Source organism: Psychrobacter sp. PAMC 21119 (assembly GCF_000247495.1).
Classification (GTDB): Bacteria; Pseudomonadota; Gammaproteobacteria; order Pseudomonadales; family Moraxellaceae; genus Psychrobacter; species Psychrobacter glaciei.
Genome location: NZ_AHVZ01000005.1, coordinates 20,211 through 46,548, shown reverse-complemented (window position 1 = coordinate 46,548; position 26,338 = coordinate 20,211). Strand labels below are relative to the sequence as shown.

Genomic DNA, 26,338 nt, shown 5'->3' with positions numbered 1-26,338 from the left:
AAACGGATTTAATAAAAATGGCAAAACGTCTAACGAAAATCATGGTCTTTATTGTTTTGGGACTGATTGTTGTATTGATAGCCTTAATCGTAGTCTATTGGGCGGCCGACAGAAGCGTCGCCGACCTAGAGCGCTGGCAACTACCCAACAGTGAGTTTGTAGACGTGCAAGGGATGCAGGCGCATGTGATCAGGTCGCCAAAATGCACTGCTTATCCGAGCAAAAGCGCCATAAAAAATGAGATGAAATCTGATCTTAATAGTGATAAAACCTTTGAACAGCCCAAAACTATTGTATTGCTACATGGCACTTCAGCAAGTTTGCATACATGGGAAGGCTGGACGCGTGAGTTAAGTGATGACTATTGTGTCATCAGCATGGATCTGCCGGGGTTTGGCTTGACCGGCCCTTATACCGATGAATCTACTCAATATGACAGTGCCAATTATGCTAAATTCGTCATTGATGTGCTTGATCATTTAGAAGTAGGTCGCGTGACGTTAGCAGGAAACTCGCTGGGTGGTAAAATAGCGTGGCGTACTGCGGCATTATATCCTGAGCGGGTTAATCAGCTTATATTGGTCGATGCAGTTGGCTACCCTGCAACACCAAAGCAGGTACCTATTGGTTTTAAACTGGCGAAATATCCCATACTGACCCCACTGCTTAGCCGTGTGCTACCGCGTGATGTTGTGAAAAAAAGTATCTTAAGCGTCTATGCAGACGACAGCAAAGTCGATGAGGCTTTAGTGGATCGTTATTATGATTTGACCTTGCGTCAAGGCAACCGTCTGGCACTAAACCGACGCTTGCTGGAGATGGATAACACGGCAAATCAAGCACAAATCAAACAATTAAATTTACCAACCCTCATCTTATGGGGTGCGCAAGATGACCTAATTCCAGTAGAAAATGCCAAACTGTTTCATCGAGATATCGCTAATAGCCAGCTAAAAATATTTGATAATTTGGGACATGTACCACACGAAGAGGGTCCCGTAGCGACGGTTAAAGTAGTAAAGCAGTTCTTGGTTGGTGAGCGAATAGATGAGTAATTCAAAAAATAATCAAATAACGACAATAGCCGCTATTTCCGACATTCATAGCAATGTCTTCGCACTTGAAGCTGTGTTGGCTGATATCAAACATCGCGATATCGATCAAATTGTCAATCTAGGTGATATTTTATACGGACCGATTGCGCCTAAAGATACCTATGCGCTTTTGATGGCGCATCAGAACGATATCATTACGATTCGAGGTAATCAGGATAGACAGATTTATGAAGCGACAGCGGCGGATATTGCTGATAACGCAACCATGGCTTTTATTTTTGAGAACTTACCTAAAGCAGCGGTTGAATGGATGCAGGCTTTGCCGTTTGATTATCATGTCAGTGAAGATATATATCTATGCCATGGGTCACCAACCGATGACATGGTATATATGCTTGAGAATATCGAAACAGGGCAGCCGATAGTACGTGATGACGCAGACATTTTGGCACTGCTTAACAGTATTGAGAGCGCCGTTATCATCTGTGGTCATACTCATATCCCACGTACCGTTATGCTATCGACAGGGCAAATGATAGTCAATACAGGTAGCGTTGGTTATCCAGCCTATGAAGATGATTTGCCTATCGCTCATAAAATGCAAACCTATTCGCCACATGCCAGTTACGCGCTTATTAAATGCATTGATGCTAAGCAAAGTACTAAGCAAGATACTATACAAAGTACTAAGCAAGATACAAGCTGGCAAGTTGAGCATATCAAAGTACCTTATGATTATGAAGCTGCGGCTAAATTGGCTGCAATGAACGGTCGTGAAGATTGGGCGTTTGCGCTAAGAACAGGGCGAGTATTATAACTATAGGAAGGGTCAAACTGCCTTTAGACCAACCTGATAACATTGAGTAGACTAACGATGGATTTTATATATTTAATAAGGACTGCATAAGATGCCAACACTATTTATGGTGCAACTTGGTGGTCGCCCAAAAGGTCGTTTGATTGAGCAGCATGACATGTTTTTTGGCGTGGCCAATCAGGTGAGCGAGTTGATAGACGATATTAATCATCATTGGCCTGAAGTCAAAAATAAATGGCACATCGACTCGTATCGCGCTATTACTAAGGTTGGTAATCACTCGATAAAATTAGTCGAATCAGCAACTAGTGATGGTAATAATGGTTTAAAACTGTTTTTTATTAATTTAGGCGGCTATCAGCAGGGCAGTTTTGAAGAATTTCATTACAAACTACTGATCGTTGCTGCTACTCAAGCTGATGCTGTCAAACAAGCCAAACAGAGTGCATTTTATAAAGAATTTACTTTTAAAGATAAAGATTCACCTTTCGACGCCGCGTCGCATATTGATGATAAATTTGCGGTGGATATTGATGATATTTATAACGTTAATGATCTTATCTCAAACGTACAGATTTTAATCGAACCTATTCCTCATGATAGTCATGCACTTGCAAATACCGATGATGATAAAGAGTATGTCGGTTACCTCAGTATTAAGAATTTAAGGAAGTTGACATAATATGGCTTTAAATATGTACTTTAAGAACGGCATAATTCGCAAAACGCGCTGCCAAATCTCTGATGAGCTATTGCCTACGCTTTATCAGATTCATGACGATGCTAGTTTTCCACAGTTGACATGGCTGATTGATAATCTCTATGACAATCCGCAAATTCAACCCGACATTGCTCAAGCATTGGCTGATGAGATGGTAGGGTTTGAAAAGTTAATACTCTCGCTACACTTACCTTTCCCTAGGGTGCCACTACAAAAGATGCAGAACTTCTTTATGCAAGCGGCTGCTAGTCAACAGGTTATTCATACGAGTAGCACGTTGTAATGGCTGTACTGTTTTCATTTGAGAATCACGTTAGAGTATTTAAAATCGATTATAAAAGGGAATCATTTTTTCAAATACTGATGTACGGTTTTCTGCTACAACCTTATTTGATTTAGTGTCGATAATTTGAATTTGACATCCAGTATCTTCAGCTTCTATCTTTTCACCCATAAAATTCGTTTTACTTCTAAAGTTTTCGCTGGTTGTATTACCTTTTAGTAAGTAACTTCCATTGGGTACTAGGGTAGCCTCTACGTTAACAACGCATAATATTGGCCAATCGCCTAGACCTTTGACCATTTTATGCTGATAAGAGAATCTTAATTTTTTACTAGCCTCAAAAGTATTTATTTCGTTGAAAGTACCTCGCTTACCCAAATTCATGTAAACAGTTTCAGCCTGACCATTAATTGCAAGGGCAATAGAGAGAGGGCTTGGTACTAATTGGATGTCAACTCTTTCAGCATAACCTTTGTCAATGAATCGAGTAGGGCTATAAAATGATGCTGGGTCAATCTCGTAAGCCAGTGTTGCTGTATCAGCGTTTCTAGGAGGCTCATAAGGTTTTGTGCTCAAACACCCTGTAAGAGTAATGGCTAACACAGATAATAAAGTAATCTTTTTATATAAGAAAATTGACATAATATGTCCATAGTTGAAGGTTGTAGAGTAATCAGGGACCATTATTTTAAATGACATTTATCTGAATTACTAAACTTAAATTTACAATATGAATTTTATGTCTCGCCAACAATTATCATAAATGCAAATGTAATCCATACAAACCCTTCTTGAATCGCACTGGAAATATCCCCATAATCAAACCACTTATAAACAATAAATAGCCTAAGTAAATATGTCTAATACTTTTAATGATGATTCAAATTTAGCAAGCGATGATTTTTCTGAGAATTTAAATAACGCAACTAGTGATTTAGCTGAAACAAATGATATAAATAACTTTGCAGAACTGCCTGTACTGGCAAAAGACAGCTATTATATAAACCGCTTAGAACGTGAGCTGGCGCGTGCTGTTGTTGCTAAGAATAAGAAATCCAACAATAACGCGAACGAGAAAAACGATAAAGCAGAAGATATTCTTGCCAAAAAACGCGCGCAGTACGACAAAATAAAAACTCGCTCGCAGCAAGCAGTGCAAGCGCGTATCAATAGCATTCCTCAGGACTTGCCAGCTAAATTAAACCTTGATTTACCTGTCAGTCAGCGAGCAGAAGATTTAATCCAAGCCATTATTGATAACCAAGTCATTATCATTGCTGGTGAGACAGGCTCGGGTAAGACGACCCAGTTACCGAAGCTGGCAATGTTGGCAGGTCGCGGTATTACTGGGCAAATAGGGCATACGCAGCCAAGAAGATTGGCAGCACGGAGTGTGTCGAATCGTATCGCTGAGGAGTTAGGCGAGCAGTTAGGTAATACGGTTAGCTTTAAGATTCGCTTTAATGAGCAGGGTACAGCGCAATCGGTCGTTAAGCTCATGACCGATGGTATCTTGCTGGCTGAATTAGGACATGATCGATTTTTAAGTAAGTACGACACCATTATCATTGATGAAGCCCATGAGCGTAGTCTAAATATCGATTTTATTATGGGTTATTTGAAAAAACTATTGCCCAAGCGTCCTGATCTAAAAGTCATTATCACTTCTGCAACGCTCGATACTAAGCGGTTTAGTGAATATTTCAGTCGTTATGATAACAAGCTAAAACGTAACGTAGCCGCGCCGATTTTTAATGTCGAAGGGCGCAGCTTCCCCGTTGAAGTTCGCTATCGTCCGCTGACCGATGAGCCGGTGACCAGCTCGGATGATGACAGCTACGATGATTTTGAAGAGAATCTGCCACGGGCGGTTGTGGCTGCGGTAGAGGAATGCTTTAGCGATGCCCAAAGCAAAGGTCATGCTGATCAAGCAGACATCTTGATATTTGCCGCGACCGAAGCAGAGATTCGTGAGACACAAGAGGTGCTAGAGCGTCATGGCCCGAAGCACACTGAAGTGTTGCCTTTATTTGCGCGACAGACGTATGAAGAGCAGCAGCGTATTTTTCAGCCGTCCGGTCGTGGCAGACGTATCGTTATCGCGACCAACGTGGCTGAGACAGCGCTAACCGTACCCGGTATTCGCTATGTTATCGATCTGGGCTTTGCGCGGATTTCACGCTATTCATACCGTTCACGCGTGCAGCGTTTACCGATTGAGGCGATTTCACAAGCGGCTGCCAATCAGCGCAAAGGTCGCTGTGGTCGTGTCGCGCCGGGTGTTTGTATTCGTCTTTATAGCGAGGAGGACTTTACTGGTCGCCCTGAGTTTACTGAGCCTGAGATTCTGCGTACTAACTTAGCTTCCGTTATTTTACAGATGGCCAATCTGCGTTTAGGTAGCGTTGATGATTTTGAGTTTATTGAGCCACCCGATAGTCGTCTAGTTACTGACGGTCATAAATTACTCGATGAGCTAGGGGCAATTACGGCTAAAAGCGAAGCTGTCGCCTCTTCTCAGACCAACAAGCCAAAAGCAAAAAAAGGACTCGATCATTTAAGCCTGACGCCTACTGGTCAAAAGATGGCACGTATGCCAATTGATCCAAGGCTGGCACGTATGCTGGTTGCTGGTTCTGATTTTGACTGTATTCGTGAAATGCTTATCGTGGTTGCCGCGCTTGCCGTACAAGATCCACGCGAGCGTCCTGCCAATAAACGTCAACAAGCGGATCAAAAGCATGCGGAATTTCGCCAAGATGACTCAGATTTCTTATTTTATCTAAGTCTGTGGAAAGCCTTGTTTGAAACCGATGAAGATGGCAACAAGCTCTCTGGTAATCAACGTAAGCAATTTACCAAGAAAAACTATCTGAGTTTTCCACGAGTGCGTGAATGGAGTCAGACTCATCGCCAGTTGGTGCAAATGGTCACCGACCTTAAGCTTACGGATGTTAAAGAGGCAAAAACTACGGATACGTTAGAAAACGTGACTAACGATCCAACAGCGATTGATGATGAAGAAATCAAGGCGGTCAAATATGCCAATTTACATCGCGCATTATTAACAGGCCTGTTGTCTACCATCGCCCACAAGACTGAAAGTCGTGGTGAATATCTAGCGGCGCGCCAGCAAAAAACCAAAATCTTCCCAGCGAGTACGGTATTTAAACAGATACCACCGTGGGTCATGGCGTTTGAAGTTGTAGAAACCTCGCAAGTCTTTATGCGTACCGTTGCCAAAATTGAACCAGAATGGATTATCTCAGCGGCAGGTGATTTATTAAAGTATCACTACTTTGAGCCGCATTGGTCGAAGAAAACGGGACGTGTCAAAGCCTACGCGCAGATTAGTTTATTTGGTCTAATTATTATCAGTAAGCAGCTGACCAATTATGAGCAAGTCAACATGGTTGAGTCGCGAGAAATCTTTATCCGAGATGGTTTGGTAACGGGTAACTTAGGTCGCCAAGCACCATTCTTGCAGCATAATATGGACAAAATCGCTCATGTTGAGCGCATCGAAGACAAACTGCGCCGTCGTGATTTATTGGTCGATGAAGAAACGCTGTACCAGTTCTACGACAAGAAAATCCCTGAGCATGTCGCCAGTCGTAAGGCTTTTGAAGATTGGCGTGCCGAGGTTGAAAAAACTGATACCAAGCATCTTTTCTTTACCGATGACGACGTACTCAATAGCCAAGCACCGACTACAGGTGACTTCCCAGAAGTGTGGCAGCTGGGTGATTTGAAATTACCATTACGCTATATTTTTGATCCTGCGAGCGATGACGATGGGGTAACTATTCGCGTGCCACTTGTGGCGCTACCGCAGCTAGATGCTATTGAGCTGTTATGGGGCGTACCCGGTTGGCGCTTTGAGTTGGTCTTGCAATTACTTAAGTCACTACCAAAAGATATTCGCCGTCAAATTGTGCCGATTCCCGATACTGCCGATAGTTTGTTTGATGAATTGCAACCCGCTGGTGGACAAGGATTGCTCAAGCAGCTTTGCCAAGCCTTAAACCGTCGCGGCATTATGTCGGTTACAGCAGACAATTTTAATCCCTCTGCCATTGATCGCTATCTGCAGCCACAAATCTGTGTGGTCGATGATAAAAATCACATTATAGAAAAAGGTCGCGACCTCCAGACGCTACAGATTCGCCACGCCTCTGAGACCAGACAGGCTGTGAATGAGCAGCAAGGCGCGCATACCGAATTCCCTGAGCATTTTGCCTTTAGCAAAAATCATCATAGCGCAGGCGTGGTGATGAAGCAGTTTGCTGCTTTGGTCGCTGACGAGGCAGGTGAGGCGGTATCGATCCATCAGTATACCGATGTCAATGCCGCATTGCAGGCGCACCGTATCGGGGTATTAACCTTGATCAAAGGCAAGCTTGGCGCCAAGAAAAAACAGCTGACCAGCCAAATTGATAAAATATTCAAACTGGCATTTGCTCCCCTTGGCGACATGGAAGCCTTAAAAACCATTGTCATTGATGCGACGCTAGATGCCGCTTTGGAAGAGCACTATATTTTATTTGATCATAGTGAAGATTTGCCAGAGAGCGCTGATGATATCGCTGTTGGCTTAAGCGAGGAGCTGCCGTTCACGCCAGAGGAGTATGGGCAAACACTTGAGGTTGTGTTGAGCAACTTCTTATTGACTGGTCAAGCTGTCATAAAAACTCTCAAAAACGTCTACACTCGCTGGCAACGCATTCGTCAGAGTTTGCTCATGCTCGATCGAGAGATCTTTGGTGAGTCTATCGAAGACATCGAGGATCAGTTGCAAGACTTGCAACTTGCCAACTTTGTTTATCATATGGATTACAGTCAATGGCAGCAGTATCCGCGCTATCTAGAGGCGCTGGAGGTTCGCATTGAGCGCCTTGAGCATAATATCGAAGCCGACCTAGATGGTGTCTATGCGCTGGACTTGCACATGGAGCGGCTGGCAGGTCGCGCCAACAATGAGTCTATCAGCGAGTACCGCTGGATGGTGGAGGAATATCGTATTCAACTGTTCGCCCAGCCCATGAAAACCCGTATGGCGGTATCACCGAAGCGTCTGAGCAAGATGTGGGATAAAGTGAGTTAAGGCTCGATATGAGTGTTAAAGCTTGCTAATTGACAATATATGACAATTGTATAGCCCTTTAATTTAGTCGATAATATTTGATTAAATTAAAGGGCTATTATTCTTTTACATTAGGGCGTGTCCTAAATTCAAGCGATTGTATCTAAATGGGCTAAAAATGGCTAAATTTTGCCAAACAGCTGGTTATTGTCCCCGCTATTTTCCTTGTTTGGCTACCACTTATCTTATTCTTATCACCATGTTCAAAATGAGGACACGTCTTATACTGAGACAGTAAAGGTAGCATTAATTCACCTTTGCTCTAGTCAATCCAGACTCACTAATTAATCCAAAACAATATAGATATAAGAAATTGAATGTAAGCGATACATGAGTATGGTTAGCGAAGTTGACGCTGTATTAGTTTCGACCATTCAGATTTCTTTTTACCACGCCCATGCTATAAGCCAAAAAAGCAATAAATGTTAAAAAGACGATAAAAGGGGTAAGCAGCCATATCGTAATATTGATGAGTAAGGGTGATAAGAAGCCATCAAACATATCGAAATCGAGCTTTAAAGAGTCACTCAATACATCAATTGCCCGCTTCGAAATCGGGAAGAGCAATGTGCTTAGCGCTAACATATGGTTATATTTACCAAAATCAGGATCTGTCATTAATACGGAAAAGTAAAAGACCGAGTAAAAGACAGTACTTAGTGTCCAGCATTTGAGTGTGTAACTGAAACGAATCATAGTACCTCCTCACGAAATATGCTTGTGATTAACCTAGGAATAACGGTGTTTTAATAGCCCTAAATGCATAAATTATATATATGTTATATTATGAATATATAGGGTAAGTCAACTGTTATTTTCTGGATTAAAACATTTCGTAAATAATTCGATTGGGACGTCTAAGTGTCTCCTTGATATGAATACGTAGAGTAATAAAACGAAGTCAAAAGCTACGCTGACCTAGAAGACCAAAGTCATCAAGGTCTGAGTGTTATTTCATAACGTGTGCGCCAGATTATTAGATGTATCAATTAAGCTCACTGCTCGGACTAACCCCAAACAAGCGCTTATATTCACGGCTAAATTGACTGGGGCTTTCATAGCCTACCTGCATGGCGACTTGCGAAATTTGTAATTCACCAAGTTGAATAAGCTGCCTCGCTGCCATCAAGCGTAGGCTTTTTTGGTATTGCAGCGGACTTAATTGGGTGATCTCTTTGAAATGTTGATGAAACCCTGAAACACTCATGCCACATTTACTGGCCAACTCTTCGATGATGACAGGTTCACTCAAATGCGCTTTGAGCCAATCTGTCGCTTGGCTGATACGATGCGTATGACTGCCATGGACGACGAGCTGCCGCAATTTATTGCCTTGCTGTGCTGAGAGCAGTCGGTAGTAGATTTCTTGTTGAATTAATTTAGATAAAAACTCTATATCGTTTGGATAATCGAGCAAGTTGATGAGTCGTTCAAAGGCGGCAAGTATGGTGCTATCCAGATGCCATTTTATACCCAGATGCTTTTCTTCTGTATTTCGTGCGGGCGGTATCTGGGCCAATATTTCTCTAATCATAGCAAGGTCTAACTTCATAGACAGCACAATAACAGGCTTGTCTACTGAGGCATGTTTAACATGCATGCTCAGGGGAATGTTTACAGGGCAAAACATCAAGTTGCTGTTATCAAAATTTTGGCAGTCATTGCCTAAATAAATCTCTCGCTCACCTTGCAGTACAATACAAATACTAGGCTCTTGAATATAGCTGACGGTTCTATTGGGTTTATCTGCACAGTAGAAAAATAAACCCGGAATAGCAGACTCGATGGTCTGATTCTTGGGCAGTATGTTAAGTAGTTGCGCAATCGTTGTTGGCTGCATCATAGTTATCTTAGATAAAGGGGTGTTGATTGAAAGTTTATAAGCTTGGTGTTTCTCGGTTTGATGTTTTTATAGTACATCTTTGATTTAATGAATGGCTTAATCGTACATATATTTATAGAATTAGGCAAGAATTTTGGAGGACTATTCTAACGCTTTAAGCTGAGAGTGCCTATAATAACTCCATTGAAACAAAACAAGCATGACTTCTAATAACATCAAAAAAGGAATATATTATGAAAATTTTCTATAAAACTCGCGCAACAGCAACCGGTGGTCGTTCTGGACATACAGGCTTAGATGATGGCTCATTAGGCTTTGATTTGGTCTCTTTTCAAGAGCAAGACAAAGAGGGTGTTAATCCAGAGCAGCTTTTTGCGATGGGCTACGCGGCCTGTTTTGATAGTGCCTTGAACCTGACGGCGCAACAAATGAAACTGCCGATCACGGCTTCGAAAACCTCTACCCAAGTTGGTATTGGTATGAAGCAAGATGGCAGCTATAACTTAGATATAGATTTATACGTTGAAGTGTCTGGCATTGACGAAGCACAAGCGCAAACATTGATTGAAGCGGCCCATCAAGTTTGCCCGTACTCCAATGCCACGCGTGGTAATGTTGATGCACGCTTACACGTGACCGTTGTCTAATATAAGTTCTGTGCAGTAAAGCGATTATAGTTTTATGCTAGGGCGTGTCCTCAATTCAACCGATAGCGCTCTAAAGGGGCTAAAAGTGGTTAAATCTTGCCAAACGTCGTCAATTAGCTAGGTCATATCTCGATATTATCTGCGCTATTTTCCTTGTTTGACTGCAATTTATCTCACTTTTATTCTCATTTTTAAAATGAGGACACGCCCTAGCAATTGTAGAGTAATAGCGAGGGTTTTTATCCCCATGAGCAATACCGCTGTCGTATGAATGCAAGCCATTCTCAATAAATTTCTCGATCATAATACCAAACTTTAAAATAAAAATCTGTCTAGCAGCCGCTATGTAGCATGATAAAATGGAATGTCGTTAGTGAGTGAGTGTGTATGATTGGGCCAGCTGTCTTAATAGGGGCCGTTTGCGATCATTGGAGTGGATATATGTCTGACCATAATGCATCTTTGGATGACCATCATCGAGCACCTATTATTGGCTATCATCGTGCGCCGCTTTCACAGAAGTTTGGTGCGCCAAGGCAACCGAATTTGGTGGCCTTGACCAGTGTGATTGAGATGCTAGCGCCTTATGATACGCCAGCGGCATTCATTGGTTTGGAAGCATTTAGTCATATTTGGATCAGTTGGCAGTTTCATCATAATTATGTGGATAAAACCAATCAAGCGAGTAAAGATAAGCAGGTAAATAAAGCAGACAGCCGCTTTCGCCCGCAAGTTCGACCACCAAGGCTTGGGGGTAATCAGAAAATAGGGGTATTTGCCAGTCGCAGTATGTATCGACCATCCGCTTTGGGATTGTCTGTGGTCAAGTTTGAGCGTATTGAAATAGTACAAGGTCGAGTGTTACTTATTATCAGCGGTGCTGATATGATAGATGGCACGCCCATTATCGATATCAAACCTTATGTGGCTTATAGTGATGCATTAGTGCATGCAAAAAGTGGCTTTGCGCCTTCTGCACCCATGTCATTGGATGTGACTATAACGGAGTTTGCTTACCATCAATTTACACAAATGGTGGTCAATAAACAGCCTCATAAAGAACCTAATGAACTATGTATAGTAGCGGCAGTCATTGACAAGGTAAGAACGCAACTCATACGATCTGACCTCGATGCTATCAAAGCATTGATTGCACAAGATCCGCGTCCTGCCTATCGCCGTGAGGAAGTAAATAAACAGTTTGTTATGCGCTATAAGTCTGTCGATGTCAGTTTTCAGTTGATAGAATCGGGACAGTTGCAGATAACGGACGTTGTAGCAGTGGTTTTGTAGCGTGAGAGAGTAGCGCGTTCTTTATGTCGTTTTTATTTATACCAATTTATCGACATCATAAAACAGTTGGTTTGCAAAAAATTCTAATAAAAGAAGAAAAATATGTCTGCTCAAAAGTATTCGATCGTGATTGATTTGCGTTGGTGCCTAGATGAATTATTGGCGGATAAGGTGATTGATCAGCGTGGCTACAATTTGGTGATTACCAGTCGCCGTGATAAGGCGCAGCATCCGCTCCTCACGATTAGTGAATTTGGCTTACCCAATGGACATGCTTTGGATAATGAGCAACAACAGAAATTGACACTGCCATGGCTCAATGAATGGCTGGCTGTCAAAGCAGATATGCCGCTCGTACGTATTGATCCTTTAAAAGTTGATGTGCCAGCCGTCACGCAGTTGATGTCTTTTGAGTATGCGCGCTCACAGCATATTTTGCCGATTGAGGTGACAATTGATGAAGTCGTCATCGGCACCGACCAGCCTTTTTATAGTGATTGGCATGGCAATATTGAAAAGCTCATTAAGTCTAAAAGCTTTCGTACGGTATTTATCAATCCTGAACAGATCAACCGTTATCGGCAAGAGTTCTATCAAGTCACGCAAGCGATTGCAGGAGCAAATAGCATCCACAAGCGGGCGGCGGCGGATGTCACCAATGTCGAGGCATTATTGCAATTGGGTGACAATACCAATCCTGATGCCAATGACCAACATATTGTCAAAGTCGTCGATTGGTTGTTGCAATATGCCTTTGAGCAGCGCGCCAGTGATATCCACTTAGAGCCTCGCCGTGAGACCGGAAAAGTGCGTTTTCGTATTGATGGCGTGCTGCATACCGTCTACGAGATGCCGCTGGCGATTATCGTCGCGGTGACGGCGCGGATTAAAATTTTAGGACGACTCAATGTCGCAGAAAAGCGCAAACCTCAAGATGGCCGCTTAAAAACCCGTACGCCAAAAGGTCTAGAAACTGAGCTGCGTCTATCGACGATGCCGACTGCCTTTGGTGAAAAGCTGGTCATGCGGGTATTTGACCCAGAAGTGCTGGTGCGCTCGTTTGCTCAGCTTGGTTTGTCAGGTAAGCAGCTTGATACTTGGCATGAGCTGACTGCGCATCCAAACGGCATTATCTTGGTCACGGGTCCGACTGGCTCAGGTAAAACCACAACGTTGTACAGTACGCTTAAGCAGCTCGCCACTGAGCAGGTCAACGTCTGCACGATTGAAGACCCGATCGAGATGATTGAGCCAGCCTTTAATCAAATGCAGGTGAATCCAGGGGTTGATCTGCACTTCGCTGATGGTATCCGCTCGTTAATGCGTCAGGATCCTGACATTATTATGGTTGGGGAGATTCGCGATGCTGAGACTGCCAATATGGCGGTGCAAGCATCGCTGACTGGGCATTTGGTGCTCTCGACGTTGCATACCAATGATGCGCCAAGTTCACTCACTCGCTTACATGATTTGGGTATTCAGCCGTTTTTAACTTCAGCGACTATATTAGGGGTCATGGCACAGCGTCTACTACGGACATTATGTCCGCACTGCAAAAAACCGCTGGATGTGACTGCAGATAGTGAAATTGCAATTCAATGGCAGGAATTGGTTCAGCCTTGGCGTGCGCCCGTGCCAGCACAAATTTATATAGCGCAGGGCTGCGAGCATTGCCGTCATACGGGCTATCAAGGTCGCATCGGTCTGTATGAAATTATGCCGCTATCGAATGAGCTCAAAAAACTGGTTGCTGCTGATGCCAATTTGGACGTGCTAAAGCAGCAAGCGTATCGCGAAGGTGTGCAGCCGTTGCGCTTATCGGGCGCAAAGCGCATCAGTGAAGGCGTGACGACCTTAGAAGAGGTGATGCGTGTGGTGCCATTGCATTGACCTTAAATAGCCAATGCTCGCTATGGTAAAACGTCGCTTTATGACTTGATTATTTAACGCTCCCATCGTACATTTTGGCGAATAATTTTGGCTGGTGTACCAGCAATCATGCAGTTGGGCGTCTCGACTGGTTTATTGACAAATGCCCCTGCTGCAATGATACAACCGCTGGCGATAGAGACGTTTTTAGAGATGGTCACATTGGCGGCGATCCAAATATGGTCTCCTAAAATGACGTCTGTATGTGCCTTATTCACTCGCGCGTTAGTGTCTATATCATAGACCTTGTGGACGTCAGTCGCTCGAATTTCGATACCACGTGATATCATGCATGATTGACCAATGGTCACACTTTTATCGCGAGCCAAAATATAGCAATCGATGGCGGTGGTATGATTGCCGATATAAATATGCAGATGATTACCGACAACCAATAATTGCCCCGAAAACTTAACGTGCTCTCCAATCGTGACTTGATTATGATTACCATTGATGTCAATTTTTAACTGATTAAATTTGCCACCCTGACCGATAGTGATTTGATTGTCATGACCTTTGCGAATGGTAATGGTTGAATTACCAATGATGCGCGCGTCTTTAGCAATACTAATATGATTATCATGCCCTTTATCTTGTAATAAAAACCGCTTTTTGTATAACCGTTTGGGTAACAATGCTTTTATGATCGGAGAAAGACTGATGGTTTTTTTGTGGTTCATAATAAAGGGCTTATGAGAAGTGAGTAGAAGGCGTAATGTTTTCGCTAGCGCATGGCTTTTATGGTTGGTTAGCTGTCTTTATATCAAGGCTCATGTCAAAACTCATGTCAAGAATATAGTCAGTTTTGATACCGTTTCAGACACGGTTAACCATACCTCTGATAGTGTACCGCTAAACTTTACTTGAAAACAGCTGCCTTTGGGGCAATCAATACGACTGTTACTAATATGATTGTTACCAATACGACTGTCACTTTGAAGACTTATTCCTAATATTTTTTATTTATTCATTTTTATTAACGAGAGTATTTATGTTTACTGATAGCCATTGCCATCTTAATCGTCTAGATTTAACCAAGTATGATGGTCAATTGTCTGGTGCGATTGACGCAATGAAAGCCGCCAATGTCACTCGGGCAATGGCGATTATGTGTGATTTTGCTGAATATGACGAGATTGCCCATATCGTTAGCTCCTATGGCGATGAGACGCTAAATCTTGGCATGAGCGTCGGTATCCATCCTTGTGAAGATATCAGTATCTTGCAATCAGCGACGGTCGAGCGTTTGATCGAAACGGCTGATGCCGACCATGTATGGGCGATTGGGGAAACGGGGCTGGATTATTATTGGTCAACTGAAAATAAAAAAGAGCAGCAAGCCAGCCTTGCACGTCACATTCATGCCAGTCAAAGTTTAAAAAAACCACTCGTCATACATATGCGCGATGCCAAAGAAGATACGATTGATATCTTAAAGGCGGAAGGCGCTGAGCACGGTATTATTCATTGCTTTACTGAAGATTGGGAGACGGCCAAGCGGGCGCTAGATTTAGGGTTTTATATCTCGTTCTCAGGTATTGTCAGTTTCAAAAGCGCACAAACCATCAAAGATGCCGCAAAAAACATGCCTAGAGACCGACTGCTTATCGAAACCGACAGTCCTTATCTAGCACCTGTACCTAAGCGTGGTAAACCCAATGAGCCAGCCTATGTACCCTACGTGGCAAGTTGTTTGGCAGATATGTATGGTTGTAGTAGTGATGAGGTTGGGGCATTGACCGCAAAAAACTTTGAAAATTTACTGGCACAGTACCATTAAAATCGTTATGCTATGACCACTCAGTCATTTATTAGATAGTCTTATTACTTTACGCTATTTTTACTTATTATCCCGAGCGTAAGCATATGATTATTAATGACTATTTAGCAAACATAAGCATATCTTCTTTGGTGGTTTTCGAGTAGACTTTGTATGACCTCATACGCTTGTCGCCGACGCACTAATCCATTCGAGGGTCATATGTTTAATCTTGTCAGGTTTTAGGAGAGATTATGAGTCGTCAGCATCAGTTCAAGGCACGAGAAGAAAATATCTTAGCGATGGCAGAGCAATTGCTACTTGAGTCAGGCGATGGTGATATCACTTTAGACAGTTTGGCGGATCAGCTGGACTTAGCTAAAGGGACGCTATATAAGCATTTCTCCAGTAAAGATGAGCTCTATTTGCGTATTATTATCCGCTATGAAGAGCAGTTGTTTGAGATTAATCGAATTGATGATTGTCCTTCGGCAGGCGTTGCTCGTATGATTTTTCAGCAACTGTTTAATCCACAAAAAGCCATGCTACTCAATCAAATTGAAGAGCGTTTGGCAGCATCGGTGACGGGTCTCAATCGCTTATTTGGTGAGCTGTATGATATTCGCCGTCAGCGTATGAAGCGTCTGATTGATATCATCAGTGCTTATCTAAAGGATGAGCACAGTAACTTGAGTACGCGTGACTATTTGTCCTCTATTTGGGCGATGGGTCAAGGCGGTGCGGGACTATTAAACTCAAGCTTTTATCAGCGTTATTTGGGTCGCCGTGATACCCTGCGTTATGCTTTTGTCCAGCAAATGCTTGAGTTGCCTAGTCATTATCCTGCCGACGATGAAGAAGTCATGGATGAAGATATGCAAGAGCTGGTAGAGCAAATTGATACTGAGTCAGAAGAACATCGCAATACCAATTACTAGGGCCTGTAGGCGTTTAGATAAATTTAAAAGCATCCGTGTTGTAATATTCTTATTGCAACACGCCAAAGTTGCCAAGGTTTGAGTGATGAGAACTCTCAAGAAATTACGCTCTGTGTGAGCCTACTATATCTATCACTCTGCTATGTTTACCACTTTATATAACAAACCCTAATCATAGGCCAATAGGTGCAATATGCCGGTCACTGCTAAGACTCAGTCCAGTTCAGTGGTCGCTTGCCATTTAGGCTTAGCAAGTCAACACTTACTATATACTGAAAAGGCTAATAGTTCGGTCGCTCGTACCGGCTGCAATGTCGCTATAGTAAAAACTCCTCCCGTTTTATCCTCTAAAATATCAAAAAGCACCCATGCGCAAGCTGGTTTTACCCTCGTTGAAATCGTGGTAGTGGTGGTGATTCTATCTATCTTTGCTGGCATGATGAGCTTGTCAGTTGGTAGTAGTGAGTCCCGAAAAAACCGTGCCTTTTATGAACACCTTACCGATTCATTGAGTTACGTTCGGCTGTTATCAGCTGAGCGTATGCAGCCGATGGGCTTAAGCTTACAAGCAAATAAACAAAGTCAAGTAAATCCGGTTATCGTCACCTTATCGAATCCTTATATTGCCTATCAAACCGCTGATATCATCTCAGACGGTACGGACAGCCGTCCCAAAAATGCTATGGAATTGTCTACAGATTTGTCGGGTACGAATGGCGAAACACCAACGCCAAGTTGGGAGATTGAACCAGAAGTCACGTTGCCTGAAATGCCTGATGGGGTTAGTTTGAGTGTGCAAAGCTTAGATGCTGGCAACGCTGTAAATGCAGGACAGAATCAGACGCTACAGCCTTGGTTTACCGATCAGACGGTACCTCAAATACTCTGGTTTGGCACCGGGCAAGCAACGCCTGTAACGATCGAAGTACGTCATAATTCGCGTTTGGTGGGTGAGGTAATTACCATCATGCCGGACGGTAGTATGTCGTTAGGACAAGGACTGTAGCTGATGGTTAAGTTATCAAAATTGCCTATCAATTCGGCTACTAGGCCTAGCGAAGATACCTTTTTAAAGTCGACACGCGAAAGCGGTTTTACCTTGATTGAAGTGATGGTCGCATTAGCGATTTTAGCTGTCGTCGCCGTCGCTGCTAGCCGTGCCAGCAGTGCGTATCTCAGCTCGGTTGATGTGTTGCGTACCCGTACGCTGGCTCATTTCGTTGCCCAAAATGCGGCGGCTGATCTACAGATTCAAGATACATGGCTGACCGCCAATCGCAGCCAAACGCTTAATGCGCAAGGTCGGGATTGGCAAGTAGTGATGACAGTCGGTGACACCATTACCCCAGCGTTGAAACAAGTTACTATCGCTGTCGCGCCTATTATCGATGGACAGACAGGCAACACAGTGACGGATATTAAGGTGGTTTTGAGTAATCCAGAACAAGATGTGGGTAGTTTGGATTTAGCGAACCCAAATTCAAGTGGAGGTAACCCGTGAGACAGCAACGCGGCTTTACCTTACTTGAGCTGATGGTCGCTATGGCAATATTTGCGATGTTGGCAGTGGCTGGTTGGCAAGTGTTTGATAGTGTGAACCGCGCCCGTGAGCGCGCACAATTTCATGCTGATAATCTGGCTGTCTTGCAATATGCCTATTTGCAGCTACAACAAGATATGGGGCAAATCATTCCTTATCAGTTACCCACGACGCAAGATGCCCGTACTCAAGATATTAGTGTCGCAAATAGTGGCAACGAAAGCAGCCAAGACAATGCGATAGAGCCTGAGCCTTTTATGAGCCTAGATGGCGAGCGTGTCAGCTTCGTACGCTTTGCAGATCCTGACCCACGCTACCAAAGCAGTACCAGTATGCAGCACGTCGAATATATTTTTGCCGATGAGCGCTTGATTCGCCGTCAATATACCAGCCTCGCAACGGGGCCTGATAGCGTTAGTTTGGATAGTGTATTGTTGGAAGGGGTGACAGCAGCACGCTGGCAGGCCTATTTACCAGAGATAGCGACGAAGTTCCCTGACGAAAACAGTGGCAATAACAGCAATGTGAATAGAGCGTCTGGGCAAGCGACTAATACAGCGAGTAGCCAAGCTGAGGCTGAGTTATTACCAAAAGGTATTGCCGTCAGCTTCACTTATCAAGATATGCCTATCACTTGGCAATGGGCACTTGCGCCGCAGCCATTCCCTCGTAGTAGTATGCAACATACACCTAATAGTAAAAATGATAACAGCAACGATAATGGCAGTAATGACGGTAACAACAGTAATAACGATAATACTAATGGTAGCAATACTGCTAACGCTGGTGTGGGCAATGCTAATTTATAAGGTATTGAAAATGTGCCCTTGTACCAATCAGAGAGGTCGCTTATGTCAATGACAGCGCATTCTCAGCGCGGGGTAGCGCTGCTGACTATATTGCTACTGGTGGTTAGTATTACGGTGGTCGCAGGGGCGATGCTTGCCAGTCAAAAAATTGCTATCAGGCGTAGTGGCTTATTGTTTGATCAGAATCAGTTATTACAAGATATTAACGCCGGTCAGCAGTTGGCAGTGACCTTGATTCGTGCGGATAATAAGCTCAATGATACGGATAGCGAGCAAGATATTTGGGCGCAGCCAATACCGCCTTATGCCTTAGATAATCATAGCATTAGCATCGAACTGCGTGACGAGGCCAGTCGTTTTAATATCAATAACTTATATCAGAATGGTGCGGTTAATACGGCAGCCTTGGCTGTCTTTCAAAGACTCTTAACACAATTAAACCTAGAGCCCGATATCGCTATTGCAGTACTGGATTATCAAGATGCAGATGGTGAGGTCTATCAAGATGGGGGTGATGAGAGCGTGGTATATTCGCAGCAGCGCAGCGGGGCAGTAGATGGGACCTTACCGAACCAGCCATTTCTTAGCATCGATCAGCTACCAGACGTTCGAGGAGTAGGCGCTGAAGTACTGGCGGCGCTACGCCCTTACATTACTGCCGTCCCTTATTATGTGCCTATCAATGTCAATACCGCCAGCCCTGAATTGCTGGCGTCTTTGGTGGACGGTGTGACTAGCGAGCAGATGCGTGGGTTGACCGAGATGAGGCGCAAGCAGGTCTTGCCATCTATTGATGAATTATGGCAATTGCCACAATTGGGAGGCATTAATGCAGAGCAGCGGGCAGCATTAACGCCATTATTAGCCGTTGACAGTCAAGCCTTTAAGGCGCTTATCACAGCGACAGATAGTGCGAATACAGGTCAAACACGGCAACGTTTTGCTACTGTCTTGATTAGCAAAGCTGCCACTGATGATGGTGAGACCGAGAATAGTAGTGCTGCTAATAACAACGATGCTAATAGCAATGATAAAAATGGCAATGATGCCAACAGTACGGGTAATAACGATAAGAGAAAAACAGCGAAGTCAATTAAGGTTGTTACACAGCGTCTATGGGTATTTCGGCCGAGTTTTTAATCCGCACTCAAAGGTTTTGGAGATTACTTAGTCATCGCTAAGGCGAGTCTCTTCAGTAGACTTCCAGTTGTATGCGCCATAAAACAACATTTGTGCTTGACGAGTACAGTTATGCAGCATCAGCTGTTTCTTTTTTTCAATTTCAGACAAATCAGCTTCGTCATCATGATCTTCAGTATACGTCAGCTCTAACCAGTCGATAATCCAAGAAAAAAACATATTAACCCCTGCTTCAGCCAGTAAGCGTAAATCATAGGCATCAATATGAGTAAAGGCGGGCTGTAAGGCCAAATCTTCTGCTAAGCTTTGTCCATGCTTTTTGATCAATTCATTAATGGCCTTGCGCACGGCCTCTGAACCACCATAGCGTTCGCTGACCAAAAACTGCCAATAACAAGGCTGCTCGCTGACCATATATAAAAACAGCTGAATACTCTTGGCGATTTGGCGATCAAAGCTGCGCCTACGGCCAATTTGTAAACTGTCGCTTAATATGGCGAGTGTCCCGCCCAATTCTTCAACCACCAGCGCCCGCCCAAGCGATTCCATATCATCGAAATGGCGATAAAATGCCGTTGGCACGACACCAACCTCACGTGTCACCTGCCTGAGACTGATGGAGCTAAAAGACTGTCCTGTCATACAGAGATCGAGCACGGCATTAAAGAAGGCGTGCCGGGTTTGAAGTTTCTTTTGTTCGCGACTGCTCATAATATTTCAAAATTATCCGATAGAGGTTTATCATACTCACTTCAGCGTAGAAATACGACTGAAATACGCAACTTGTGTTAATTTATAGTCAAAGCCATTTATAGTGAGTATCGGGCAATTAAGCACAAATATTACACTGAGTACATTGGGTGAGATGGACGCTGTGACCGTTTCTAAAATGAGGACGCGCCCTAGACCATCGTACCCCAATGACCTTGTAGCTCCTGCGCCAATCTATATGCCTCATGATCATTCATCCCAGTAATAAAGTCCAATATATTTAAAATATTGTGATAGATATTATCGGATAGTACCCGTCGATGCTCATCGAGGTGCGGTTGGAGGAGTTTTTGCAGTCGCTGCTGCTCAAATGACATCGGGGCAGTTTTTGCGTTTGTCCAAGCCAATGGTATAAAGGCATCTAAGAGGCGATGCAAGCATTGGTTCGCCATCAATTCCATCCGCACTTTGCTTGGGTGATTGAATATTTGCTCATGCGCCAATTGTTTGGCTTGATTAATACCATTTTGCACATTTGCATCACAATGTGCAAATAGACTGCCTTGCAGTGTACCAGCCAGCAAGGGCTCGCTATTAGCGACAAAAGCGTCGGTGACGGTGTTGACCAAGCGCATCATAGCACGTGCTCGCAATGATGCTAGGCTTTGCCTGACAGACATATGCGCTGGCAAGCTCACGCTACTAGGACGCTCACCAATCAACTCATAAAATATCGTGGCGACCTCGCTATAGGTTAGCATATTCAGATTGATACCATCTTCTAAATCTATCAGCGCGTAGCAGATATCATCTGCGGCCTCCAATAGATAGGCGAGGGGATGGCGCGCAAAACCATCATGTTGCGGCGAGCGCGGTAGACTCAAGCACGCTGCCAATTCTTCTAACTGAGAGGCTTCACTATAAAAGCAGCCAAATTTTTGTACATTGGTGAGCGAATTACTTGGAGAAGTGCTTTCAGAAACATGATTGCTATGCGTCGCTAGCCAAGGGTATTTCATAAAGGCACCCAACGTCGCGCAAGTGAGGCGCATACCGCCCTTATCAGGATGATGCTCATTACGGGCGAGTAGCCGAAATCCTTGCGCATTGCCTTCGTATGCCAGTAAGTCTAATTGCTCATTATTACTCAGATTTTGCAAAATAGCCTGACGATCAGGATGCATAAACCAATCGCGAATGGCGTATTCTCCTGCATGACCAAAAGGCGGATTACCAATATCGTGAGCGAGGCAAGCTGCTTGAACAATCACACCGACATCGGCTGGCGAGACGCCTGCTGGTAGACCGCTGGCTAATTTATCATGCAGTTTTTCTGCCGCCATTATCCCTAATGAGCGTCCAATACAAGAGACCTCAAGCGAATGCGTCAAGCGCGTATGAATGCCCAATTGGTTGGTCAATGGATGGACTTGGGTTTTTTGATTGAGCTGCCGAAAAGAGTGCGAAAACACCAGTCTGTCGTAATCTTTATGAAAGGATGAGCGCGCGCTGTCTTGCGCTGGAGCTTTTTTGTGGCTGCCCAAGCGCTGCGCACTAAATAGTTGTGCCCAATGTGCACTGCTGTTAAGCGATTGATAAATATGAGCCGTCATAGTTTATAACCCGTTATTTTTATCATTATTTTAATAATTATTTTCAGCGGATTTGCTGTTTTTGAAAATAACAGACGTTATTATAATAAAAAAAGCCAGCACAAAGGCTGACTTTTGGTTGTTCTCTACTAAGACTGTGTAAACACGCAATTCGCTTTATTAAACTTTGAACGTTAAACGTTAAAGCGGAAATGCATCACATCGCCATCTTGCACGATGTAAGTTTTGCCTTCCAAACGTGATTTACCAGCGGCCGCTGCGCCTTTTTCACCGTTGTGCTCGATGAAGTCATCATAAGCAATGACTTCGGCACGAATGAAACCGCGCTCAAAATCGGTATGAATTACACCAGCAGCTTGCGGTGCGGTTGCGCCAATAGCGACAGTCCAAGCACGAACTTCTTTGACACCAGCAGTGAAGTAAGTCTGCATATCCAGTAAGTCATAACCACCACGGATTACTTGATCAAGACCGGCTTCTTCCATGTCCATCTCAGCTAGGAAGTCTTTTTTGTCGTCTTCATCAAGCTGAGCGATTTCAGATTCGATTTGGTTGCATAGCGCGATGACGATAGAATCTTCACCAGTCGCATAATTGCGTACCGCATCTAGATAAGGGTTGTTTTCAAAGCCGTCCTCAGAGACGTTAGCGATATACATGGTTGGCTTTAGGGTAATCAAACCATAGCTTCTGATGAGTTTTTTCTCATCGCTATCAAGGTTTGCCGCGCGAGCTGCTTGACCGTCTGCTAACAATGGTTCGATTTTTTTGAACACATCAAGCATGGCACTAGCGTCTTTATCGCCGCCTTTGGCTTTTTTGGTTAAGTTAAACACAGCGCGCTCAACCGCTTCTAAATCGGCCAATGCCAATTCAGTATTGATGGTTTCGATGTCATCAATAGGGCTAACGCGACCATCGACGTGGACGACGTTGTCATCATCGAAGCAGCGTACCACGTGGGCAATCGCATCAGTCTCACGGATGTTGGCTAGGAACTGGTTGCCCATACCTTCGCCTTTTGACGCGCCTGCGACTAGACCTGCGATATCCACAAACTCCATCGTCGTCGGTAGTACACGTTCAGGATTGACGATATCAGCCAGTTTCTTTAGGCGTAGGTCTGGTACTGGTACAATACCCGTGTTGGGATCTTTGGTACAAAACGGAAAGTTTTCAGCGGCGATACCCGCTTTGGTCAAGGCGTTAAACAAGGTAGATTTACCCACGTTTGGTAGGCCGACGATGCCGCAATTAAAACCCATAACATGCTCTCAATATATGAATAAAATCAGTTGGTACTTAGTCAATATAAGACTTGCTACTTAGTCCCCATAGAACTCAGTAATTAGTCATTATAAAACTTAGTTAAATGGTAAATCAAAATTGGGCATATTGTAGCAAATTTACCGGAATAGGGGTGAGGTTGTTGTGCGGTATACTAAGATTTTGTCCGAGTCTGTCCTAGTCATCGCTGGCAATTTTGCTGTTTTATCAATTATGGTAAGCTGTACTATAAAATAATAATTTGGCTGACAAGCGCATTAAAGGTGAGTACCTATAACTCGCTAAACTTTACTAACAATCTTAATCATTAACAGCAAAAATCATTAACATCAAAACCTCTTAGCTAAATCTCTGAACTGCTACGTATTAGGTGCTTTATACAGATAAAGGCGGCTAAAATAAAATGAAAGGCAATATCCTATAATGACATCCACTATTTTTGACACGCACCGCTATCACTATCCGCAGAACTTTATGGAGATTAAACCCAAGCTTGCGCGTCTTGAAAAAGCAATTAAAAAGCTAGAGGCAAATCTAATCGACGCCGATGATGCTGCCAATGTTGCGCTGCTGAAGCAAAGGTTGAATAGTGATTTAGGCTTAAAAGTAGACTACGCTAGTGAGCTCAATCCGGATCAATTGTTAGCAGCCACTACTATCGATGGCAAGGTATTGGTCATCGCTGGTGCTGGCTCTGGTAAGACCAAAACCTTGACGTATCGCACCAGTTATCTATTAGAGAATGGTGTGCCTCCTAAGCAAATATTGCTACTGACCTTTACTCGAAAAGCCGCCAATGAGATTAAGAGTCGCGCGAAAACCTTGCTCACTAACACCCTATCTGACGAGCAGTTATCCGAGGATATTTTGCCGACCAGTAAAGCGCTAAATGATATCACCAGTGGCACCTTTCACTCGTTTTGCAATAGGCTGCTGCGTCAATATTCAGGGCTACTGGGTATCAATCCGCGCTTCACGATTCTAGATACGGGGGATGCTGAGGACGCGATTGACTTGATTTATAAAGAAAAGAAGTACCCAGCGCAAACTAAGAAACAAGCATTTCCACGCAAGAAAACCTTACAGAATATTTTCTCAACCTCTAGAAATCGGCGCATTCCTATTCGTAACTTGATCGAAGATAATTATCCTGATATTGCTATTCATATTCCTATCATTGAGCAATTGGCTGTCGACTTTCATGAGTATAAACGCGCCAATCATTTGTATGATTTTGACGATATTATCAGCCAAGTGGTGCGTCATCTAAAGTCTAACGACAAATTCCGTCAGCTGCTACAAGAAAACTACCGCTATATTATGGTTGATGAATATCAAGATACGAATATTCCGCAAAAGCAGCTGATTGATCTTATCTGTGCACCAGTCTCGGTCTCGCTGATGGTGGTCGGTGATGACAATCAAAGTATTTATGCGTTTCGCGGTGCTAATTACGAGAATATCTTGCTCTTCGGTGAGACCTATCCTGAGGCGAGTCTCATTAAGCTTGAGCAAAACTATCGTAGTACGCCTGCTGTTTTAAATTATATCAATGCTTTGTCCGCGCAAATCACGCTAGGGTATCAAAAGCAGCTCTATTCAAACGCGAGCATAACGGGCAACAAACCAACCTTTAGCCGTTTAAGCGATGAAACAAAAGAGGCCAAATATATAGCCGATAAGATTATCGAGCACAAGACAGACTACGATTACAACGATTTTGCAGTACTGTGCCGCACGTCTTTTCAGTCTAATTATGTACAGTTAGAATTTATGGAGCGCCATATTCCATTTATCGTGGTAGGGGGTATTAAGTTCGTTGAGCGCCGCCATATCAAGGATGTCTTAGCCTTTATAAAAATTCTTTATAATCCTAATGACACCATCGCTTGGCATCGAATTTTGACCTTGTTCCAAGGCGTTGGGACAGTTACCGCGACGCGTTTGACTCAAGCGATTAATGCTGATAACAATTCCTTTGAGCCATTATTACTACCGAAATTTAGCAAAAAAAGTCCGCAGTTAGAATCGCTTCATACGACTTTGACCAAAGCGCAACAAGCGGAGTCGGTTGAGGCTATCATTGAGCTGGTACTTGATTTTTACATTCCTATCCTAAAGATGATTGAAGAGAATTGGCGTGAGCGTAGTGAGGATTTTCGGGTGCTCAAAAATTTGGCAACAGAGCACAGTAGCCTTGATGATTTCTTAGAAAATTTGGCACTCGATCCGCCCAATGATTCGGTAGCGACAACCAGTCAGCCGGATGAAAATGGCAGTGACAAAGTCACTATCTCGACTATTCATAGTGCCAAAGGGTTGGAGTGGCCAGTGGTGTTTGTCAATTCATTGGTCGATGGCATCACGCCACATCATCGCTCGTTGGATGACTTTGAAGAGTTGGAAGAGGAGCGAAAATTATTTTATGTCGCCTGTAGTCGAGCCAAGACCAGATTGTATCTAACCGCACCTGATTACTTCGCCAGTTATTCAGGGTATTTCGATAAGCCCTCACGCTTTATCGCGGAGCTCTCTGCCGATGAAGTTGAGGTTAAAAGCTCTAAAAAACTGTTAGAGACGCTGGCGAGTGATGATCCAGTGTGGTGGTGATGTTTGAAGTGTATTAACGCTACAGGGCGTGCCATCAATTAGCACATTGATACATTGCCTGTTCCCTTACTGATACGCATAATGGCAGAGCGATATTTCTCTAAATATGCTCTAACGTTTGGCGTTACATTTTCGGCGACTTTTAGTCATGCTCTTTTGATACTTATCGTATAGATGAGCTTTTGTCTCAGCCTAAAAGG

General features: G+C 43.6%; 22 protein-coding genes. 15 read left to right on the top strand and 7 right to left on the bottom strand.

Annotation, left to right across the window (positions count from 1 at the left end; all coding sequences use genetic code 11):
- Positions 1 to 17: 17 nt before the first annotated feature.
- From RH96_RS01080 to RH96_RS01065, 4 genes are all read left to right on the top strand, one after another.
- Positions 18 to 1,055: an alpha/beta fold hydrolase gene (locus RH96_RS01080; protein WP_010196223.1), complete on the top strand. Its 1,038-nt coding sequence runs from the start codon at positions 18 to 20 to the stop codon at positions 1,053 to 1,055.
- Positions 1,048 to 1,872: a metallophosphoesterase family protein gene (locus tag RH96_RS01075; RefSeq protein WP_010196222.1), complete on the top strand. Its 825-nt coding sequence runs from the start codon at positions 1,048 to 1,050 to the stop codon at positions 1,870 to 1,872. The genes RH96_RS01080 and RH96_RS01075 overlap by 8 nt, the downstream gene beginning before the upstream one ends.
- A gap of 91 nt (positions 1,873 to 1,963) precedes the next feature.
- Positions 1,964 to 2,554, top strand: a complete 591-nt coding sequence (locus RH96_RS01070) for a DUF1543 domain-containing protein (protein ID WP_010196221.1) — start codon at positions 1,964 to 1,966, stop codon at positions 2,552 to 2,554.
- A 1-nt stretch (position 2,555) separates the two neighbouring features.
- Complete coding sequence (locus RH96_RS01065) at positions 2,556 to 2,876, top strand: hypothetical protein (protein ID WP_010196219.1); 321 nt, start codon at positions 2,556 to 2,558, stop codon at positions 2,874 to 2,876.
- 39 nt (positions 2,877 to 2,915) lie between these two features.
- On the opposite strand, the gene RH96_RS01060 is transcribed toward RH96_RS01065, so the two are convergent.
- The gene (locus tag RH96_RS01060) at positions 2,916 to 3,518 is read right to left on the bottom strand and encodes a hypothetical protein (protein ID WP_010196216.1); all 603 of its coding nucleotides are present in this window, start codon (positions 3,516 to 3,518) and stop codon (positions 2,916 to 2,918) included.
- Positions 3,519 to 3,828: 310 nt separating this feature from the next.
- Between RH96_RS01060 and hrpA the strand changes: the two genes are divergently transcribed.
- On the top strand, positions 3,829 to 7,980 hold the full coding sequence (hrpA, locus tag RH96_RS01055) for an ATP-dependent RNA helicase HrpA (protein WP_026037058.1): 4,152 nt from the start codon (positions 3,829 to 3,831) through the stop codon (positions 7,978 to 7,980).
- Between the two features lie 399 nt (positions 7,981 to 8,379).
- On the opposite strand, the gene RH96_RS01050 is transcribed toward hrpA, so the two are convergent.
- Together RH96_RS01050 and RH96_RS01045 are read right to left on the bottom strand one after the other, a co-directional pair.
- Positions 8,380 to 8,715: a hypothetical protein gene (locus RH96_RS01050; protein WP_010196212.1), complete on the bottom strand. Its 336-nt coding sequence runs from the start codon at positions 8,713 to 8,715 to the stop codon at positions 8,380 to 8,382.
- A gap of 289 nt (positions 8,716 to 9,004) precedes the next feature.
- Entirely contained in the window at positions 9,005 to 9,862 is an 858-nt protein-coding gene (locus tag RH96_RS01045; protein WP_264623033.1) for an AraC family transcriptional regulator, read from the bottom strand.
- A 233-nt stretch (positions 9,863 to 10,095) separates the two neighbouring features.
- Between RH96_RS01045 and RH96_RS01040 the strand changes: the two genes are divergently transcribed.
- From RH96_RS01040 to RH96_RS01025, 3 genes are all read left to right on the top strand, one after another.
- Positions 10,096 to 10,509: an organic hydroperoxide resistance protein gene (locus RH96_RS01040; RefSeq protein WP_010196208.1), complete on the top strand. Its 414-nt coding sequence runs from the start codon at positions 10,096 to 10,098 to the stop codon at positions 10,507 to 10,509.
- Positions 10,510 to 10,950: 441 nt separating this feature from the next.
- Positions 10,951 to 11,802: a tRNA (N6-threonylcarbamoyladenosine(37)-N6)-methyltransferase TrmO gene (gene tsaA / locus RH96_RS01030; protein WP_010196202.1), complete on the top strand. Its 852-nt coding sequence runs from the start codon at positions 10,951 to 10,953 to the stop codon at positions 11,800 to 11,802.
- Positions 11,803 to 11,904: 102 nt separating this feature from the next.
- On the top strand, positions 11,905 to 13,692 hold the full coding sequence (locus RH96_RS01025; protein WP_010196200.1) for a GspE/PulE family protein: 1,788 nt from the start codon (positions 11,905 to 11,907) through the stop codon (positions 13,690 to 13,692).
- A 53-nt stretch (positions 13,693 to 13,745) separates the two neighbouring features.
- Here the strand turns inward: RH96_RS01025 and RH96_RS01020 are convergent, their stop codons facing one another.
- Positions 13,746 to 14,411, bottom strand: a complete 666-nt coding sequence (locus RH96_RS01020; RefSeq protein ID WP_010196198.1) for an acyltransferase — start codon at positions 14,409 to 14,411, stop codon at positions 13,746 to 13,748.
- A gap of 311 nt (positions 14,412 to 14,722) precedes the next feature.
- On the opposite strand from RH96_RS01020, the gene RH96_RS01015 reads away from it, so the two are divergent.
- The 6 genes from RH96_RS01015 to gspK all read left to right on the top strand — a co-directional run bounded on the left by RH96_RS01015 (position 14,723) and on the right by gspK (position 19,917).
- Entirely contained in the window at positions 14,723 to 15,511 is a 789-nt protein-coding gene (locus tag RH96_RS01015) for a TatD family hydrolase (RefSeq protein WP_010196197.1), read from the top strand.
- Between the two features lie 233 nt (positions 15,512 to 15,744).
- Positions 15,745 to 16,428, top strand: coding sequence for a TetR/AcrR family transcriptional regulator (locus tag RH96_RS01010; RefSeq protein ID WP_010196194.1), 684 nt, complete (start codon positions 15,745 to 15,747; stop codon positions 16,426 to 16,428).
- A gap of 193 nt (positions 16,429 to 16,621) precedes the next feature.
- The gene (locus RH96_RS01005) at positions 16,622 to 17,434 is read left to right on the top strand and encodes a prepilin-type N-terminal cleavage/methylation domain-containing protein (protein ID WP_010196192.1); all 813 of its coding nucleotides are present in this window, start codon (positions 16,622 to 16,624) and stop codon (positions 17,432 to 17,434) included.
- A 3-nt stretch (positions 17,435 to 17,437) separates the two neighbouring features.
- Positions 17,438 to 17,929, top strand: a complete 492-nt coding sequence (gene gspI / locus RH96_RS01000) for a type II secretion system minor pseudopilin GspI (RefSeq protein ID WP_010196190.1) — start codon at positions 17,438 to 17,440, stop codon at positions 17,927 to 17,929.
- A complete protein-coding gene (gspJ, locus tag RH96_RS00995) occupies positions 17,926 to 18,777 on the top strand; it encodes a type II secretion system minor pseudopilin GspJ (protein WP_010196187.1) in 852 nt (283 codons plus the stop codon). The genes gspI and gspJ overlap by 4 nt, the downstream gene beginning before the upstream one ends.
- Before the next feature lie 42 nt (positions 18,778 to 18,819).
- Positions 18,820 to 19,917 carry a type II secretion system minor pseudopilin GspK gene (gspK, locus tag RH96_RS00990; RefSeq protein ID WP_141629672.1) on the top strand — a complete coding sequence of 366 codons (1,098 nt, stop codon included), beginning with the start codon at positions 18,820 to 18,822 and terminating at the stop codon, positions 19,915 to 19,917.
- Between the two features lie 27 nt (positions 19,918 to 19,944).
- Here gspK and RH96_RS00985 read toward each other — a convergent pair whose 3' ends face one another.
- From RH96_RS00985 to ychF, 3 genes are all read right to left on the bottom strand, one after another.
- The gene (locus RH96_RS00985; protein ID WP_026037055.1) at positions 19,945 to 20,628 is read right to left on the bottom strand and encodes a TetR family transcriptional regulator; all 684 of its coding nucleotides are present in this window, start codon (positions 20,626 to 20,628) and stop codon (positions 19,945 to 19,947) included.
- A 191-nt stretch (positions 20,629 to 20,819) separates the two neighbouring features.
- Positions 20,820 to 22,241 carry a deoxyguanosinetriphosphate triphosphohydrolase gene (locus RH96_RS00980; RefSeq protein ID WP_010196179.1) on the bottom strand — a complete coding sequence of 474 codons (1,422 nt, stop codon included), beginning with the start codon at positions 22,239 to 22,241 and terminating at the stop codon, positions 20,820 to 20,822.
- Positions 22,242 to 22,414: 173 nt separating this feature from the next.
- On the bottom strand, positions 22,415 to 23,506 hold the full coding sequence (gene ychF, locus RH96_RS00975) for a redox-regulated ATPase YchF (RefSeq protein WP_010196176.1): 1,092 nt from the start codon (positions 23,504 to 23,506) through the stop codon (positions 22,415 to 22,417).
- Positions 23,507 to 23,951: 445 nt separating this feature from the next.
- Between ychF and RH96_RS00970 the strand changes: the two genes are divergently transcribed.
- Entirely contained in the window at positions 23,952 to 26,138 is a 2,187-nt protein-coding gene (locus RH96_RS00970) for an ATP-dependent helicase (protein WP_010196174.1), read from the top strand.
- The last annotated feature ends 200 nt before the right edge of the window (positions 26,139 to 26,338 follow it).